Origin of the sequence: Aestuariivirga litoralis, from assembly GCF_003234965.1 — a bacterium.
Lineage (GTDB): Bacteria > Pseudomonadota > Alphaproteobacteria > Rhizobiales > Aestuariivirgaceae > Aestuariivirga > Aestuariivirga litoralis.
Genome location: NZ_QKVK01000011.1, coordinates 47,576 through 64,457, shown reverse-complemented (window position 1 = coordinate 64,457; position 16,882 = coordinate 47,576). Strand labels below are relative to the sequence as shown.

Annotated in this window: 12 protein-coding genes; 3 read left to right on the top strand and 9 right to left on the bottom strand. The window is 66.8% G+C overall.

Features of this window, described 5'->3' with window-relative positions:
* Positions 1-13: 13 nt before the first annotated feature.
* Positions 14-1,243 (bottom strand): ABC transporter substrate-binding protein, encoded by a 1,230-nt coding sequence (locus DK847_RS18790; protein ID WP_111200097.1) that lies wholly within the window; start codon positions 1,241-1,243, stop codon positions 14-16.
* Between the two features lie 149 nt (positions 1,244-1,392).
* On the opposite strand from DK847_RS18790, the gene DK847_RS18785 reads away from it, so the two are divergent.
* Positions 1,393-2,328, top strand: coding sequence for a helix-turn-helix domain-containing protein (locus DK847_RS18785; RefSeq protein WP_111200086.1), 936 nt, complete (start codon positions 1,393-1,395; stop codon positions 2,326-2,328).
* Between the two features lie 72 nt (positions 2,329-2,400).
* Positions 2,401-3,753, top strand: coding sequence for an alpha-glucosidase/alpha-galactosidase (melA, locus tag DK847_RS18780; protein WP_111200085.1), 1,353 nt, complete (start codon positions 2,401-2,403; stop codon positions 3,751-3,753).
* 99 nt (positions 3,754-3,852) lie between these two features.
* Here melA and DK847_RS18775 read toward each other — a convergent pair whose 3' ends face one another.
* Genes DK847_RS18775 through DK847_RS18755 form a run of 5 tightly spaced genes read right to left on the bottom strand, consistent with a single transcriptional unit; the run spans position 3,853 to position 11,215 of the window.
* Complete coding sequence (locus tag DK847_RS18775) at positions 3,853-4,785, bottom strand: choline kinase family protein (RefSeq protein ID WP_111200084.1); 933 nt, start codon at positions 4,783-4,785, stop codon at positions 3,853-3,855.
* Between the two features lie 2 nt (positions 4,786-4,787).
* The gene (locus DK847_RS18770; RefSeq protein ID WP_111200083.1) at positions 4,788-7,205 is read right to left on the bottom strand and encodes a GcvT family protein; all 2,418 of its coding nucleotides are present in this window, start codon (positions 7,203-7,205) and stop codon (positions 4,788-4,790) included.
* A 39-nt stretch (positions 7,206-7,244) separates the two neighbouring features.
* Positions 7,245-9,224: an ABC transporter permease gene (locus DK847_RS18765; protein ID WP_245414675.1), complete on the bottom strand. Its 1,980-nt coding sequence runs from the start codon at positions 9,222-9,224 to the stop codon at positions 7,245-7,247.
* Positions 9,217-10,284 carry a quaternary amine ABC transporter ATP-binding protein gene (locus tag DK847_RS18760; protein WP_111200081.1) on the bottom strand — a complete coding sequence of 356 codons (1,068 nt, stop codon included), beginning with the start codon at positions 10,282-10,284 and terminating at the stop codon, positions 9,217-9,219. Before DK847_RS18760 ends, DK847_RS18765 begins: the two co-directional genes overlap by 8 nt.
* Positions 10,285-10,303: 19 nt before the next feature.
* Positions 10,304-11,215 (bottom strand): ABC transporter substrate-binding protein, encoded by a 912-nt coding sequence (locus DK847_RS18755; protein WP_245414678.1) that lies wholly within the window; start codon positions 11,213-11,215, stop codon positions 10,304-10,306.
* 407 nt (positions 11,216-11,622) lie between these two features.
* Between DK847_RS18755 and DK847_RS18750 the strand changes: the two genes are divergently transcribed.
* Complete coding sequence (locus tag DK847_RS18750; RefSeq protein WP_161957374.1) at positions 11,623-13,047, top strand: alpha/beta hydrolase; 1,425 nt, start codon at positions 11,623-11,625, stop codon at positions 13,045-13,047.
* 56 nt (positions 13,048-13,103) lie between these two features.
* On the opposite strand, the gene DK847_RS18745 is transcribed toward DK847_RS18750, so the two are convergent.
* From DK847_RS18745 to DK847_RS18735, 3 genes are read right to left on the bottom strand one after another with little or no spacing between them, the layout of a single operon-like run.
* Positions 13,104-14,117, bottom strand: coding sequence for a LacI family DNA-binding transcriptional regulator (locus DK847_RS18745; RefSeq protein ID WP_111200078.1), 1,014 nt, complete (start codon positions 14,115-14,117; stop codon positions 13,104-13,106).
* Positions 14,118-14,127: 10 nt separating this feature from the next.
* On the bottom strand, positions 14,128-15,291 hold the full coding sequence (locus tag DK847_RS18740; RefSeq protein WP_111200077.1) for a dihydrodipicolinate synthase family protein: 1,164 nt from the start codon (positions 15,289-15,291) through the stop codon (positions 14,128-14,130).
* A 3-nt stretch (positions 15,292-15,294) separates the two neighbouring features.
* Positions 15,295-16,881: a GMC family oxidoreductase gene (locus DK847_RS18735; RefSeq protein WP_111200076.1), complete on the bottom strand. Its 1,587-nt coding sequence runs from the start codon at positions 16,879-16,881 to the stop codon at positions 15,295-15,297.
* Position 16,882: the final 1 nt, after the last annotated feature.

Here is a 16,882-nt window from a genome sequence, read left to right as displayed (position 1 = left end):
CGGCCGCATCGTCTTACTGGGCGTAGACCTTCTGGCGGGTCTTTTCCAGGCGCGCCAGGATCTTGTCGAGGTTCTCCGGCTTCACCATGAATTCCTGGAAGCCTTCCATGCCCGCCTTGGCCATGTCGGCCGGCGCGTCACGGTCGAAGAACTGCGCCAGCGCATAGGCGGTGGACAGCATCTCGAAGCCCTGCTGCAGGAAGGGATCATCGCCCACCGTCGACTTGTTGTTGGTGGGCAGCTGGCCGAGCGTGGCGTTCATCTTGGTCTGCGCCTCCGGCGAGCCGAGATAGGCCAGGAACTTCTTGGCGTCTTCCTTGTTCTTGGCGCCCGACGGGATGTGGAAGGTGTCGGTCGGCGCCTCTTCCGCGCGCGGCACGCCGGGGGTGATCTCGGGGAACACCATGAAGCCCAGCGTGTCGTTGGTCATGCCGCCATCCTTGAAGGTGGCGACCGCGAAATTGCCCATGACATAGTTGGCTGCCTTGCCCTGCGACAGCAGCGCTGCGGCATCCTGCCAGTCGATGGCGGCATGGTTCGCCGTGGTATAGGGCTGGATCTTGGCCCATTCGGCGAAGACCGCCTTCACGCGATCATCCGTCCACGGAATCTTGCCGTTGGCGAGGTCCATGTGGAAGTCATAGCCGTTCACGCGCAGGTCGAGATAATCGAAGATGCCGGCGGCCGGCCACAGCGCCTTGGTGCCCGTGGTCAGGCAGTCGATTCCGGCCGCCTTGAACTTCTCGCAGTTGGAGACGAACTCGGCCCAGGTCTTCGGCACTTCGACGCCGGCCTTCTTGTAGGCCTCCTTGTTGTAGTAGATGCCCCACTGATAGTACGTGTAGGGCACGCCCCACTTCTTGCCGTCGATGGTCATCGAGGCGGAGGCCGACTTCAGCTGGTCGTTGAAGCCATTGGCGGCCCAGACATCGTCCACCGGCTCGAACAGCCCGGCCTTGACGAAGGGCGCCATGCGGTTGCCGGCATACCAGGCGGCGACGTCCGGCGGATCGGCGGTCAGGAAGTTGCGGATCGCCGCCTTGTAGCCCTCATGGTCGAAGTTGTTCCACTTCACCTTGATGTCCGGGTTGGCGGCTTCGAAGCCGGCGATCAGCTCCTCCATCGCCTTCTTCGGCGCGGGGTCCGACTGGTCGGAATTGATCACGAGTTCGCCCGCCAGCGCGGTGCCGGCGGAAAGGGCCATGGCGAAGCCAAGGCCGAACAGGCCTTTCAGGATATTCATGGATGTCCTCCCAATGCCGCCACCATTGGCGGCGAAGTCCTTCTGCATGCGGCGGTTGTTGTTTGCCGTCATGGATGCTTGACCATGCCCGTAATAATCGGCAAGTTTCTACCGGAACACCCCTCGTTCCTTCCGGAATTCTAAGCTCCATGCCGAAGCTCACGCAGCGACAGGTCAATTACCGGGACGAAAGCGTACCGGCCCACCCGGAGCTGGACCGGGGCCACCCCGTGGTGGTCTTCGGCGACCACAGTTTCTGCGCCGGCTCGACGCTCGAGGTGCGCCCCATGCCGCGCCCCCACATGCACAGCCAGGTGGAACTGAATTTCGTGCTGGACGGCGCCATGACCTACTGGTTCGACGGCCGGGTGATGGAGTTGACCGCCGGGCGCCTCGCGCTGTTCTGGGGCATGATCCCGCACCAGGTGACGGATTGCGCGCCGGGCACCCGTTTCGTGGTGCTCTATGTGCCCATGGCCACCTTCCTCGAGCTTCCGGCGCTGAGCGAACTGCGCTCCGCCATCTTCCGCGGGGCCGTCATCGAGGCGCTGGACGTGAAGCCCTATGACCGCGACATCTTCCAGCAATGGCGGGGCGACCTGCTGGCGGGCGACGGCCAGCTGGAGCAGATCGTGAAAAGCGAGCTTTCCGCCCGCGTGCAGCGGCTCGACCGCGAAGGCTGGCGCGACCTGCGCGAGACCGCAAGGCAGAACCCGCAGGCCGGTCACCTCGGCCACGACCATGACCGGGCGCTGAAGGTCGAGAAGATGGCGCAGTTCATCGGCGAGCATGCGCTGGAGGACATCGCGGCCGATGACGTGGCGCGCGCCGCGGGGCTTCATCCCAATTATGCCATGTCGCTGTTCAAGCGCGGCGTGGGCCTCACCATCAAGCAGTCCATCACCCGCCACCGGCTGGACATGGCGCAGTCGATGCTGATCGCCACCGACCTCTCAGTCGCCGCCATTGCCTTCGACTGCGGCTTCAACTCGCTGTCGAGCTTCTACACCGCCTTCACCCAGCGCTTCCGCCAGAGCCCCGCCGCCTTCCGCGAGGCCTATGAGCGCATCACCAAGGCCGCCTGACCTTATGAACCCGGAAAAGATATGCGCTGGCCGCGATTGATTTCGGCCCTGGGCCGGCACAGTGTCCAGCCCATGTCACACGCACCCCGCATCGCCTTCATCGGCGCCGGCTCCACCGTCTTCATGAAGAACATCGTGGGCGACATCCTCATGCGCCCCGCACTGGCCAATGCAACCCTGGCACTCATGGACATCGATCCGCAGCGCCTCGCCGAGTCGGAACTCGTGGCGCGCAAGATCATCCGCACGCTGGGTGTCGGTGCGCAGGTCGAGACCCATGCCGAGCAGCGCCGCGCGCTGGACAAGGCGGATTTCGTCATCGTCGCCTTCCAGATCGGCGGCTACGAGCCCTGCACGGTCACCGATTTCGAGGTGCCCAAGCGCTTCGGCCTGCGCCAGACCATCGCCGACACGCTGGGGGTTGGCGGCATCATGCGCGGGCTTCGCACCGTGCCGCATCTCTGGAAGATCTGCGAGGACATGCTGGCGGTCTGCCCCAACGCCATCATGCTGCAATATGTGAACCCCATGGCCATCAACACCTGGGCGATCGCCGAGAAATATCCCGCGATCCGCCAGGTGGGCCTGTGCCACTCGGTGCAGGGCACGGCCTACGAGCTGGCGCGCGACCTCGAGATTCCCTTGTCTGAGATCCGCTATCGTGCCGCCGGCATCAACCACATGGCCTTCTACCTGCAGTTTGAGCAGCGCCAGAAGGACGGCAGCTACCGCAGTCTCTATCCCGACCTGCTGCGCGGTTACGAAGAAGGCCGCTTCCCCAAGCCCTCGCACTGGAACCCGCGCTGCCCCAACAAGGTGCGTTACGAGATGCTGAAGCGATTGGGCTATTTCGTCACCGAAAGCTCGGAGCACTTCGCCGAATACACGCCCTATTTCATCAAGGAGGGCCGCGACGACCTGATCGCGCGCTTCGGCATCCCGCTCGACGAATATCCCAAGCGCTGCATCGAGCAGGTGGCGCGCTGGTCGCGGGAAGCCGAGCAGTTCCGCGCCGCGGAGACGATCGAGGTGAAGGCCTCGCATGAATATGCCTCCTCGATCCTGCATTCGGTGTGGACGGGCGAGCCCTCGGTGATCTACGGCAACCTGCGCAACAACGGCGCCATCACCTCGCTGCCTGCTGCCTGCGCCGCCGAGGTGCCCTGCCTCGTCGACCACAACGGCATCCAGCCCACACTGATCGGCGCGCTGCCGCCGCAGCTCACGGCCCTCATTCGCACCAACGTCAACGTACAGGAGCTCACCGTCGCGGCGCTGATGGAGGAGAACCGCGCGCATGTCTACCACGCCGCGATGATGGACCCCCACACCGCCGCCGAGCTCGACCTTGACCAGATCTGGCAGCTCGTCGACGATCTCATCGCCGCGCACGGTGAGTGGTTGCCGGAGTGGCTCCGCCGCTGACGCCCCTGCCCTCTCCCGCGCGATCCATCCGCCGGGTACGCCCGGCCCGGACAGGCGCACCGTTGCCGGCGGGGCGCGCCGAGGGCGACTTGCGGGGCCTCAGCCCCTCGCCACTGCCTTCACGTGTTCGGCGAAGGCGGGGGTGGACATGAGAGACTTGCAGCGTTCGAAACGGTTCACGGCATAGGCCCAGAAGTCGTCGGCCGGATTCTGGCTGGCGTGCTGGATCAGGCCCCAGAGGGTCCAGAGCAGGTCGCACATCGCCTTGTAGATGACGATGCGGCCACGGTCATGCGGAGACGGCTCGCCGCCGAAATAGGCGCGGATCATTTCCTCCTCCTGCTGCGCCGTGAACTGGCCCTCGACCGCCAGGTCGCCGAGGTCCCACATCGGATCGTTCATGCCGGAGTATTCCCAGTCGACGAGCCACATGCGCTCGCCCGCATCGAGGAAGTTTTCACACAGGGGATCGCAATGACAGGCGGCGAGCGGCAGCGGATGGGCGGCCAGGGCGGCACGCACCGTCTCGGCCTCGCGCACCACCTCGTGGTAGCCGGCAGGCAGCTCCATCTTCTTGGTGGCCAGCACCTTCAGGTACTCGTCGATCATGCTGAACAGCTCGAAGCGAAACTTGAAGGTGGCGCCAGACTGGTGCAGGCGGCGGAACACCTCGCCCGCGCGGGCGGGCGCGCCGGCAATCGACTTGAATTTCTCCGGTGACATGGTGACGGCGCCGGCAACGAGGCGCGTCACCATCACGCCCGTCGCCGGATCGGCGAAGAGCACCTCCGGGCTGACCCCGGCGCGGGCGGCCTCGGCAGCGGCCTGCGCCTCGTTGGCGCGATTGATGTATTCCTCGGTGCCCTTGCCGGGCAGACGCAACACATAGTGATCGTCATGATGGGTGACGGCAAAGACGAGATTGGTGAGGCCCCCCAGCCTCCGGATGGAAGCGGCAGGAATGTCGATGCCGCGGAACAGTGGAATCTCCAAGACCGCCGCACGCGCGCTGTCGATCGCCTGGTCGCTCATGCTCAGCCCCTCAGCCGCTCCATTTTCGCATCATAAAGGCAGCGCGGCCCGCGCCGCGCCGGATAGGCACGGCCGAAGGCCTCGATGGTGAAGTCGGAATGCGCCGCCACCGCGGTGGGAACATAGCCCAGCGCGATGGTCTTGCCGAGCGTGTGGCCGAAGCCCACGCTGCTGGTCGAACCCACCACCTTGCCGTCGAGGAGAATGGTCTCGCCGCCATGGAAGGGCGCGAAGCCGTCGACCGTGAACGAGCACAGCTTGCGCGCCACGCCCTCCGCCCTGATCTTCGCCAGGGCGTCGCGCCCGATGAAGTCACCCTTGCCGGGAACAACGCAGAAGCCGAGACCCGCCTCATAGGGATTGTAGTCGGGCGTGATGTCACCCGACCAGTAGAGGTAGCCCTTCTCCATGCGGCAGGAATCGATGGCGCGATAGCCCGCATTGGCGATGCCATGCGGCGCGCCGGCGGCCCACAGCGTGTCATAGACATGGCCCGCGAATTCTTGCGGGACATAGAGTTCATACCCGAGCTCGCCGACATAGCCGATGCGCACCGCGAGCGCCGTGGCGCAGCCGATGCCGATCCGCCGCGCGGCGAGAAACGGGAAGGCGGCATTCGAGACGTCGTCGTCCGTCACCGCCTGCAGAATGTCGCGGGCGCGCGGTCCGCACAGGTTGATGACGGCAAGGCTGTTGGTCACTTCGCGGATGGTGACGGAGGGCGGCAGGTGCCGGGCCACCCAGCCCGAATCGCGCAGGCCGAAACCCGCGCCCGTCACCATGTAGACGTGATCGGGGGCGTCGTGGATCAGCGTCACATCGGCCTCGATGCCACCGCGCGCGTTGCACAGCTGGGTGTAGACGGCCTTGCCGGGCGGGCCCGACAGGTCATTGGCGGCGATGCGCTGCAGGGCGGCCTCGGTGCCGGGGCCGGAGATCTCGAACTTGGAGAATGAGGTCTGGTCGATGAGTGCCGCGCGTTCGCGGATGGCGCGATGCTCCGCCGCCACGTGGTCGAACCAGTTGGGCTTGCCCTCGAAGGACGCAACGTCCTCCGCCGCAACGCCGGGCGGGGCGAACCAGTTGGGCCGCTCCCACCCCATCTTGGAGCCGAACACCGCGCCGGCCTGGCGCAGGCGTTCATGCAGGGGCGAAAGGCGCAGGTTGCGCGCCGCATGGGCTTCCTCGGCGGGCCAGTGGATCTTGTAATAGGCGCCATAGGCCTCGATGGCGCGCTGCTCGAGGTAGCGCGGCTGCGCCTGGACGGCGGAAAAGCGGCGGACGTCGAAGGGCCAGAGGTCCATGCCGGCATCGCCATGCAGGATGAGGTTCGACATGGCGAGGCCGGCGCCGCCTGACGCCGCGATGCCCGCGGTGAAGCCGCAGGCGACGTAGAAGTTCTCGTAGGCCGGCGCCTTGCCCATGATCGGCTCGCCATCCGCCGAGACCGGGATGGGGCCGTTGATGACGGTCTGGATGCCGATCTCGTTGAGGACCGGCAGGCGCGTCGCGGCCGGCAGGGCAAAGAGCTCCAGCCGCTCGAGGCTGGGCTCCAGCAGCTCGCGCCCGAAGGACAGGGGCGGCAGGCCGCCGTGAAAACCCTTCGAGCCATCTTCCCAGCCGCCAATGGCGAAGCTGCCGGTGTCCGGCTTGAGGTAGAAGTTGTTGTCGGGGTCGCGCAGCGTGGTGAGCCCCGGATCGAAGGAGAGCTTCTTCTCGGTCAGGAAATACTGGTGCTCGACGATGCCGGCGGCGAGTTCCACCCCCGCCATGCGACCCACGCGCTTGGCCCACAGCCCGGCGCAGTTGACGAGGATGTCGCAGCCGATGGTGCCGCCATTGGTGACGACGCCGAGCACGCGGCCCGCCTCGCTGACGATCTCCTCGACGCAGACCCCCTCCTCGATGACCGCACCGTTCTGGCGCGCTCCCCTGGCATAGGCCATGGTGAGGGAATAGGGATCGATGTAGCCATCCCCCGGGATGAAGGCGGCGCCCCGGATGCCATCGGTGGTGATGTAGGGGAAATGGGCCTTCGCCTCCTCGGCCGAGAGCGAGTGGCAGTCGACGCCGAAGCTCTTGGCCTGGGTCATGGCGCGGCGCACCTCGCTCCAGCGCGCCTCGCTTCCGGCAAGCCGCAGCGAGCCAACCTTCTTCCACGCAATGTCCTGGCCGGTCTCCTGCTGCAGCCGGTCGAACACGGCAACCGAATTCTGCATCAGCCGGGTGAGGTTCTTCTTGCCGCGCAGCTGGCCGACCAGCCCCGCCGCGTGCCAGGTGCAGCCATGGGTCAGCTGTGCCTTCTCCACCAGCAGCACACCCTCGGCGCCATCACGCGCCAGGTGATAGGCCAGCGAGGTGCCGATGGCACCCCCGCCGATGATCAGGATATGGACGTGTCGGTCTGCCCGGAAAGCCATGATGTCACTCGCCGATGTTGTCTCTGCGGGAGGCGGCCATCATCCCATGCCGCTCCGCATTTTCCGCTTGTTCACCCAGGCGGAGATCAGGCGGTCGGCGATGATGCCGATGAAGGCGATCACCAGCCCGGCGACGATGCCGCGGCCCGAATCCGCCTTGGCCAGCGCCTTGAAGATTTCCTGGCCGAGGTCGCGCGTGCCGACCATGGCACAGATGATGATCATGGAGAGGGCCAGCAGGATGGCCTGGTTGATGCCGAGAAGGATCTCCGGCATGGCGACTGGCAGCTGCACGTGGCGGAACAGCTGCCAGCGCGTGCAGCCGGCCACCTGCCCCGCCTCGACGAGCTGATAGGGAACCTGCCTCAGGCCGTGGTCGGTATAGCGCACCGCCGGCACGATGGCGAAGGCCACCGTGGCGATCAGCGCCGTCACGTCGCCGACGCGGAACAGCATGACGACCGGGATGATGATGCAGAACATCGGTATGGTCTGCAGCGTGTCGATGATGGGCAGCACGACGGACTGGACACGGTCGCTGCGCGATGACCAGACGCCGAGCGGGATTCCGATGACGCAGGCCACCAGCGTTGCGGCCCCCGCGAGGTAGAGCGTCTGCATGGCCGGGACCCACAGGCCCGAGGCGGCGGCGAAGAAGCCGAGCGCGGCGACCAGCAGCGCCAGCCGCCAGCCGCCCAGCCGCCAGCCGAGCGCCACGACGACCAGCAGCACGCCGAACCACGGCAGCGCCTCGAAGCCGGCGCGCATCGGGTTCAGGAAGTGGAGCAGCACGAAGACGCGCAGCGCCTCGATGGCATCGAACAGGTGCAGGGTGAGCCAGTCGACCCCCGCCTTCCACCAGGGTGCGGTGGTGAGGGTGAGCGACTTGGGGAAGTCGGCAAGGGCCGGGATCACCAGGGCCAGCAGCGTGGTGACCGCCAGCAGCCCCAGTGCGATGATGAGGTTGCCGTGGCGCGCCCAGGTTCCTTCCCGCGCCGCGATGGCGGGCTGGCGGTGGGCAATGGCCTGGCTCAGCCGGTCAAGCACGATGGCGATGATGACGATGGCGAGGCCCGCCTCCATCGCCTGGCCGATCTTCAGGGCCCGCAGCGCCAGCAGCACGTCGTAGCCCAGCCCGCCGGCACCGATCATCGACGAGATGATCACCATGTTGAGGGCCAGCATGATGACCTGGTTCACGCCGATCATCAGCGACGGCTTGGCAGAGGGAATGAGCACGCGCCACAGCTTCTGCCGCCGGGTGCAGCCCGCCATGTCGGCGAAATCCTGGATCTCGGAGGGCACCTTGTTCAGCCCCAGCAGGGTGGCGCGCACCATGGGCGGGGTGGCGAAGAGGCCGGTCGCCAGCAGCGCCGACACCGGGCTCGAGCCATACAGCAGCAGCATGGGGATGAGATAGGCGAAGGTCGGGATGGTCTGCATCAGGTCGAGCGCAGGCGTGATCAGCCAGTTGTTGAAGCGCGGCGAGCGATAGCTCCAGATGCCGACCAGCAGGCCGGTGATGACGCAGAACGGCACGCAGATGACGATCAGCGCCAGCGTCAGCATGGCGTTGTCCCATACGCCGAACAGGGCGAGCGCGAAGAAGCCGCCGCCGCACAGCAGCGCCAGCCGCCAGCCGCCATTGATGTAGCCGAGCCAGCCCATCACCGCCACCACGCCCGCCCAGGAGAGGCGCGGCAGCACGGTGGCCTCGGGTCCGCTGCCAAGCTTGAAGCCCTTGGCCAGGAGGTTGAAGGCGAAGCGCAGCGGCACGTCCATGATGGCGGCGAGCGAGCGGGTGAACCAGGTGAGGTTCACCTTCATCCAGTTCATCACGGCGCCGATCCAGTCCTTGAACGGGATGATGGCGGCATCGGGATAGGTGGTGAGCGACGGCACCACGTCGCGGGCCAGGAAGATCGCCACCGCCGCCGCCACCGCGAGCAGCACCAGGTAGCGGCCGGCGTCCTCAGCCTTGCGGGTGACGGGCGGGCGGCTCGCGGTCACGTCAGTCACGCAACGGCTCCCGTCCCCTGCCGGTGAGCACGTCGAGCACGTCGCGCGGCATGACCTCGCCCACGATCCTGCCGGCCGCGTCCTCGACGGCGAAGGGCTGGGCCGACTCGACGATCTCGGCGGCGAAGCTCTCGACCTTCTGGGCTGCCTGCACGCGCCGCAGCGACGCGGCTGCCGGCGAGCTTTGCCGCATGATGCCGCCCGCCGACAGCACCCGCGCACGATTGACGTCCTGGGTGAACTTGGCGACGTAGTCGGTTGCCGGGTTACTCACCAGGTCCTCCGGCCTGCCGATCTGGATGATCTCGCCATCCTTCATGATGGCGATGCGGTCGGCGAGGCGGATCGCCTCGTCGAAGTCGTGGGTGATGAAGATGATGGTCTTCTTCAGCACGTTCTGCAGGCGGATGAGCTCGGCCTGCATCTCGCGGCGGATCAGCGGGTCGAGGGCCGAGAAGGGTTCATCGAGGAACCAGATCTCGGGCTCGACGGCGAGCGATCGGGCGATGCCCACGCGCTGCTGCTGGCCGCCCGAAAGCTCGGCCGGGAAGCGGCGCTCGCGGCCCTTGAGGCTGACGAGCTCGATCATCTGCATGGCGCGCTCTTCGCGCGCCTTGCGGGCGACGCCCTGGATCATCAGCGGAAAGGCGACGTTGTCGAGCACGTTGAGGTGCGGGAGCAACGCGAAGTGCTGGAACACCATGCCCATCTTGTGGCGCCTGATGTCGATCAGTTCCGCTTCCGTCATGGTCAGCAGGTCCTGGCCGTCGACGGTGAGCTCTCCCATCGTCGGCTCGATCAGCCGTGACAGGCAGCGTACCAGCGTCGACTTGCCGGACCCCGACAGTCCCATGATGATGAAGGTCTCGCCCTCGCGCACCTCGATCGAGGCGTTGCGGACGGCCCCCACCATGTGGGCCCTTTCGAGATCGGCAGAGGTGACCTTGCCGCCATGGGCGGCAAGGAACTGTGCTGCATTGGGGCCAAACACCTTCCACAGCCCGTGGCAGGAGAGTTTGACCGGGCGCGGCGGCGCCGCGCCCGAGGCCGTGTTGTTCATGCACGACGCCTGGCGCGCATCACTGCGCCCAGGCCCTCCACTTGGGCTCGTTGGCAGCGACCCAGGCTGCGGCGACCTCCTCGATGGTCTTGCCGTCGAGATCGACCTGGCCCGACATGGCATTCAGCTCGTTGGTGTCGATCTGGTAGTTCTTGGCGACCTTGTAGGCGACGGGCCACTTGTCCTTCATGCCGCCCCAGGCATATTTCCAGATCTCGCCATGCGGCTTGCCGCAGTCATAGGCCTTGTCGGGGTTCACGCCGGCCTTGGGATCGCTGTAGCACTCAGGCGAGTATTCCGGGAACTGCACCCACTCGCCTTCATACTTGGCGGGGGCCCAGTGCGGCGAATAGATCCACAGCATGATCGGCGCCTTGCGCTGGTAGGCGGAGTCGAGTTCCGCGAACATCGCCGCATCGGTGCCGGCATGGATGACGGTGAAGGGCAGGTTGAGGGCGACGACGCGTTCGTCGTCGAAGCCTTCCCAGGTCACCGGGCCGCCCAGGTAGCGCCCGTTGGGGGCCGTCTCCGGGGTGGAGAAGGCCTCGGCGCATTTCGGGTCCTTCAGCGCCTCCCAGTTGGGAAGGCCGGGGCATTTCTCCTTCATGTAGAGCGGATACCACCACTCCTCCTTGGCCTTGGGGCCGAGCATGCCGAGCTTCTCGGTCTGGCCGGTGGCATCGGATGCCTTCATGGCTTCGCCAGCCGTGGTATCCCAGTATTCCATGCCGACCGTGATGTCGCCATTGGTGAGGCCGGTGGTCAGCGAGGACAGGTAATCGCCCGTCGGATACTCGACGGTGTAGCCCAGCTTCTCGAGAATATCGCCCAGAATTCGGGCATTGAGGTTCACGCTGGTCCAGTCGAACAACGCGATCTTGATCGGATCGTTGGATTCCACCGCCTTGGCCGGCAGCGGCGCCAACGCCATCGCCACCACCGCGGTGACGGCTAAAATCCTTGACTTCCAGCCACTTAATTCGCTCATTTGTTCCCTCTCCTGTGTGTCGCCGTGTCTTGATCGCCGGCCTTGCAAAACAGTGTCGCCCCATGCTTGGCGCAGAGTCAATCGCGGGCTTTCCAGGAATCGCACTTCCCGGATCGTGCCGGGACGGCATGCTCCGGGCGCAGGAGAAAGCTCATCACCGTTCCGATTTGCGGGGCACGTCGTCGCCGATGCGCTTTGCTGCCTGCGCCGAAGCCGGATAAAGACGCCAGGTTGCGGGTCGCACGTGGCGGGTTGCGACGTCCGGGGATCGCGCCGTCGTGCTTCGCGTGGAGGCGGGCATGGAACATGGAGATTGGCCGTTGCTGCGCCATATTTGGGTGAGAGTGGGAGTGCCCGTCCTGCTGATGCTGATGGGGGCGTGCATTTCGCTCGCCGCCGCCGCGGCCATCTACATCTCCTATCGGCCCGCGCTCAGCATCTGGCATGAGACCCTGCTCAGCGACGAGTTCACGGCAGGCGCGGGCGTGACGGACTGGCAGCAGTACCTCGCGCGCGAGGACGCCCTGTTCCGGCAGCTCGACGCGGAGATCATCCAGCGCGTTCCGGCGGCCGCGCGGACAAGGTTCAACCGCTTCAGCGCGGGCAGCAGGTCCGACCCGGCGCAGTGGCCGGTGAACTGGAACCGCAGCTTCGAGTGGACTGTGCACGATGCCCGCTTTGGCGTGCTCCTGCTGCACGGCTATTCCGACAGCCCCTACAGCCTGCGCGCCCTCGGCGAAGCGCTCCATGCAAGGGGCGGGCAGGTCCTCGGCCTGCGCATTCCGGGACATGGGACGGCCCCCAGCGGCCTGCGGCTGACAACCGCGGAAGACATGAATGCGGCGGTGGCGCTGGCCATGGCCCACCTCCATCGGGAGCTGCCGGGCAAGCCGGTCATCATCGTCGGCTACTCGAATGGCGCGGCGCTGGCACTTCACCACACTTTCGCGGCGATCAATGCCGGACGTGCGGAGCGGCCTGCGGCGCTGGTGCTGATCTCGCCCGAGGTCGGCATTTCACCGGTTGCGGCTCTGGCGAGCTGGCAGGCCTGGATCGGCGAGATCCTGGGTACCGCAGAACTCGCATGGGATTCGATCGAGGCCGAATTCGATCCCTTCAAATACAACTCCTTTGCCGTCAATGCCGGGGCACAGGCCTACCGCATGACGCAACTGGTGCAGGCGCAGATCAGCGCAGTGGCGGCGGCCGGGCGCCTCAAGGAAGTTCCGCCCATTCTCGCCTTCCAGTCCGAAGCGGATGCGACGGTCACCGCGACGGCCGTCAAGCGCGAACTGTTCGACCGTCTCGAGTCGGATGACGCGGAACTCGTGCTCTTCGACGTCAACAGGGTGTTCGAAACCGAGGGCCTCGTCATCCAGCCCGCCGGCTTCGACACCGCGCTGGCCGGGCCGCCGCACCGCTACACCGTGAGCATCCTGACCAACCGCACCCCGCAGGACCTGGCGGCCGTGGTGCGTCGGCGCCTGCCGATGGCTGATGCCGTCACGACCGAGGACACGGGGCTGAGCTGGCCCAGGGACGTCTACTCCCTCGCCCATATTGCGCTGCCTTTCCCGCCAGAGGACCCTCTCTACGGGGACGGGCGGGCCACCCGGCTCAACAGCCTCAACCTCGGGCGCGCCGTGCTGCGGGGCGAGAAGGGCCGGCTGGAGATTCCCGACAGCGCCATGACGCGGCAGCACTGGAACCCCTTCTACCCCTACATGGAAAGCCGGATCCTGGCCTTCGTGGACCGCGCCGTTTCGGGCAGGTGAGGCATTCACACAGCCCACGGCAGGGGGCCGGGTGTTGCCGGGGCGCGCAGCCCCTCTCAGGCCTGCGTCAGACCGCTCGAGCGGCGCACCAGCAATTCGACGGGCGTGCGGAGTTCCGGTGGCGGCACGGTTCCGTCCTGCAGCCAGCCGAGAACGGTGGCGGCGATGCGCACGCCGAAATCCGCGATGCCGCAACCGATTGACGTCAGGGACGGATAGGCCTGCGCCGCCTCCTCGATATTGTCGAAGCCCACGATCCGGAAGGCGCTGCCCACGGTGTGCCCGGCTTCCGCAAATCCGGACATCATGCCCAGGGCGACCATGTCATTGAAGCAGATGGCGCCATCCAGGCGGGGCTGCCGGGCGAGGAGCTGCCGTGCGGCTTCGCGGCCGAAGGCGCGCGTCGCGCGGCCATGGAGGGCAAAGGGCTCGAGCCCCGCCCGGTCCAGCTCCGAGAGATAGCCCGCCATGCGCTCCTGCGTCACGCCCCGGTCGGACATGCCGCCGACGAAGGCAATGCGGCGGCAGCCTTCAGCCAGGAGGTGGCGCGCGGCGAGAAGTCCACCCGCCATGTAGTCCGGTGCGGCGAAGGGAAAGCGCTCCGTGCGGGGGTTCACCTTGCGCAGCACCTGCATGGCGGGAACGCCGGCACGCTCGATCATCTCGAAGGCCGTGTCGCCGTCGCCATAGGCTGGCGAAATGATGAGCGCCGAGACGCCATGCTCGAGCATGGCGGAGATCACCTGCACCTGCAGGTCCGGGCTTTCATCGGTGTTGGCGATGACCGTGGCGAAACCGCGCGCCGACAGCGCCATCTGCAGCGAGGTTGCGAACTCGGTGAAGAAGGGATTGCGCAGGTCATTGATGACGAGGCCGATGAGGCCCGCGCTGGACGAGCGCATCATGGCGGCGGAACGGTTGTAGACATAGCCGAGGCGCGCCATCGCGGCACGCACCTCGGCGCGCGTCTCGGCGCGCACGCTGGGGCTGTTCTGCAGCACGAGGCTCACCGTCGACTTGGAAACCCCCGCCTCGCGCGCCACGTCGATGATGGTGGGTCTGCGGTCCATGGCGATTCGGTCAGTCGATTCCGTGCAGGGCGAGAAGGGTCTTCATCCTCTCTACCGCGAGATCGGGCTTCGTCAACAGCCCTGCGGCATCGGCGAGGCGGAACACCGCGGCATAATGCGTGATGTCGCGGCTCGACTGGAAGCCGGCCGGCATGATGAAGTGCCTCTGATAGCCGTTGAGCCATGACAGGAAGGCGATCCCCGCCTTGTAGAAGCGGGTGGGCGCACGGAAGATCTCGCGTGACAGCGGCACGGTGGGGGCGAGCAGCGCGTGGTAGGTCGCCATGTCGTTGCGGGCCAGCGCCTCCAGCGCCTGGGATGCGGCGGGTGCGATGGCCGCGAAGATGCCGAGCAGCGCGTGCGAGTGGTGCCGGCCGTCACCGGCGATGAGATCCGCGTAGTTGAAGTCATCGCCGGTGTAGAGCCTGACGCCGGCGGGTAGCCGCGCACGGAAGGCCTCCTCATGCGCCTGGTCGAGCAGCGAGATCTTGATGCCGTCGACCTTCGACGGATTGGCGGCGATGAGGTCCAGCACGACGTCCGACGCGGCCTCGACATTTCCGGAGCCCCAATAGCCCTTCAGCGCAGGGTCGAACATGTCGCCCAGCCAGTGCAGGATCACGGGCTCCCGCGCGCCGTCGATGAGCCGGCGGTAGACCGCGGCATAGGTTTCAGGTGACGCGGCGATGGCGGGGAAGGCGCGGCTCGCCATGAGGATGAGCTGGCCGCCCGCCGCCTCGATCGCTTCCGCCTGCGTTTCATAGGCAGCGGTGATGGCCGCGGCGTCACGCAGGTCCGACAGCGGCACGTGATCGGTGCCCGCGCCGCAGGCAACGCGCGGCTTCATCGGGTGCGCCTTGGCCGCTCTCATGGTGCGCTCGATCAGTTCCTTCGCGGTCAGCCAGTCGACGCCCATGCCGCGCTGGGCGGTGTCCATCGCCTCGGCGAGGCCCAGGCCCTGGTCCCACAAGCCGATGCGGAAGGCGAGTGTCGCATCCCAGTCCACCGCGGGGCGCGTGTCCCACGGGTTGCGCTCGCTGAGCGGGTCCGACACGACATGGGCGGCGGCAAAGGCCGTGCGGGTGAGCGGGATCCTTGGCGCGCGCGGCACCAGCGGCGCACCGCGCAGGCGGTAGGGTTCGAGGCGGTGGTCGTCGGTGGGCAGCGTGAGCATGGGTCAGGTCCCGTGGCTGGCGCGGATCATGTCCGCGGCCTTTTCCGCGATCATGATGGTGGCGGCATTGGTGTTCGAGGATACGACCGTGGGCATGATCGAGGCATCGACCACCCGCAGCGCCGCGATGCCGTTGAAGCGCAGCGTGGGGTCGACCACCGCGGCGGGATCCGCCCCCATGCGGCAGGTGCCGGCGGGGTGATGGTCGGTCTTGGCATGGCGGCAGGCATAGTCGACATAATCCTGCTCGGTCTTCACCTCCGGTCCCGGCAGGCGCTCCGCCTTGACGAAGGGCTTGAGCGCGTCCTGGCGCATGATCTCCTGCGCCAGCTTGAGGCCACGGATCGACATCTCGCGGTCATGCGGGTCAGTCCAGTAATTGGGATCGATCAGCGGAGCCGCCAGCGGATCAGCGGAGGCGAGCCGCACGCTGCCACGCGAACGCGGGCGCAGATAGGCGGAGTTGAGGGTGACGCCGCCATCGGGCATGGCGGCCACGCCCGCCTCGATGCCGGAGCCCAAGCCCAGATGCAGCTGGATGTCAGGCGAGCGGGCGTTGGGATCGGCATACCAGAAGCCGCCGGTTTCGAAGAGGCTCGACGCCACCGGGCCCTTGCGGGTGAGCAGATACTGCACGCCCGCCAGCGCCGACCACAGGGGCTTCGCGTAGCGGTCATAGGTGTGGGGACCGGTGCATTCGGCGATGACGAAGAGGTCGATGTGGTCCTGCAGGTTGGCGCCCACTTCCGGCTGGTCCAACACCACAGGCAAGCCGAGACTGCGCAGGTGATCGGCGGGCCCGATGCCTGAGAGCATCAGGAGGCGCGGGCTGCCGATGGCACCGGAGGAGAGGATGACCTCGCGCTCCGCCCGGATGAGGCCGTCGGCTGCCGTCTCGACGCCCACCGCCCTGCCCTTCTCCACCACGATGCGCAGCACCTGCGCAGCCGTGCGCATGGTCAGGTTGGGCCGGGAGCGCGCGGGGTTCAGATAGGCAATCGAGGCGGAGGAGCGGCGCACGTTGCGCTGGGTGAGCTGGTAGTAGCCCACACCGTCCTGCCGCTCGCCCGTCATGTCCGGGTTGCGGGGAATGCCGAGTTCGGCCGCGGCGGCGAAATAGGCCTCGCAGATGGGCAGCGGGGCGGCCGGGCGGCTTACCCCCAATGGGCCGCCCTTGCCGTGATAGCGGTTGTCGAAGCTGTCATTGTCTTCCGCCTTGCGGAAATAGGGCAGCACATCCTCGTAGGACCAGCCGGTGCAGCCGGCCTGGCGCCACTCGTCGTAATCCAGCGCATTGCCGCGGGTGTAGATCTGGGCATTGATGGTGGAGCCGCCGCCCAGCACGCGGGCCTGCGTGTAGCGGATGACCATGTTGTTCATGTGGCGCTGCGGCACGGTGTGCCAGCCCCAGCTGCCGATGCCCTTGGTCATTTTCGCGAAGCCGGCGGGGATGTGATAGAAGGGGTGCCAGTCACGCGGGCCTGCCTCGAGCAGCAGCACGCGCGTCGCGCTGTCTTCCGACAGGCGCGCCGCGAGGACCGAGCCTGCCGAGCCGCCCCCCACGATCACGTAATCATAAATCCCGTTCATC

Excerpts from the sequence above, each read along its gene's own strand:
- DK847_RS18785 (WP_111200086.1), top strand. The coding sequence starts at position 1,393 with ATGCCGAAGCTCACGCAGCGACAGGTCAATTACCGGGACGAAAGCGTA.
- DK847_RS18760 (WP_111200081.1), bottom strand. The coding sequence starts at position 10,284 with ATGAACAACACGGCCTCGGGCGCGGCGCCGCCGCGCCCGGTCAAACTC.
- melA (WP_111200085.1), top strand. The coding sequence starts at position 2,401 with ATGTCACACGCACCCCGCATCGCCTTCATCGGCGCCGGCTCCACCGTC.
- DK847_RS18770 (WP_111200083.1), bottom strand. The coding sequence starts at position 7,205 with ATGGCTTTCCGGGCAGACCGACACGTCCATATCCTGATCATCGGCGGG.
- DK847_RS18775 (WP_111200084.1), bottom strand. The coding sequence starts at position 4,785 with ATGAGCGACCAGGCGATCGACAGCGCGCGTGCGGCGGTCTTGGAGATT.
- DK847_RS18790 (WP_111200097.1), bottom strand. The coding sequence starts at position 1,243 with ATGAATATCCTGAAAGGCCTGTTCGGCCTTGGCTTCGCCATGGCCCTT.
- DK847_RS18735 (WP_111200076.1), bottom strand. The coding sequence starts at position 16,881 with ATGAACGGGATTTATGATTACGTGATCGTGGGGGGCGGCTCGGCAGGC.
- DK847_RS18745 (WP_111200078.1), bottom strand. The coding sequence starts at position 14,117 with ATGGACCGCAGACCCACCATCATCGACGTGGCGCGCGAGGCGGGGGTT.
- DK847_RS18740 (WP_111200077.1), bottom strand. The coding sequence starts at position 15,291 with ATGCTCACGCTGCCCACCGACGACCACCGCCTCGAACCCTACCGCCTG.
- DK847_RS18755 (WP_245414678.1), bottom strand. The coding sequence starts at position 11,215 with ATGGCGTTGGCGCCGCTGCCGGCCAAGGCGGTGGAATCCAACGATCCG.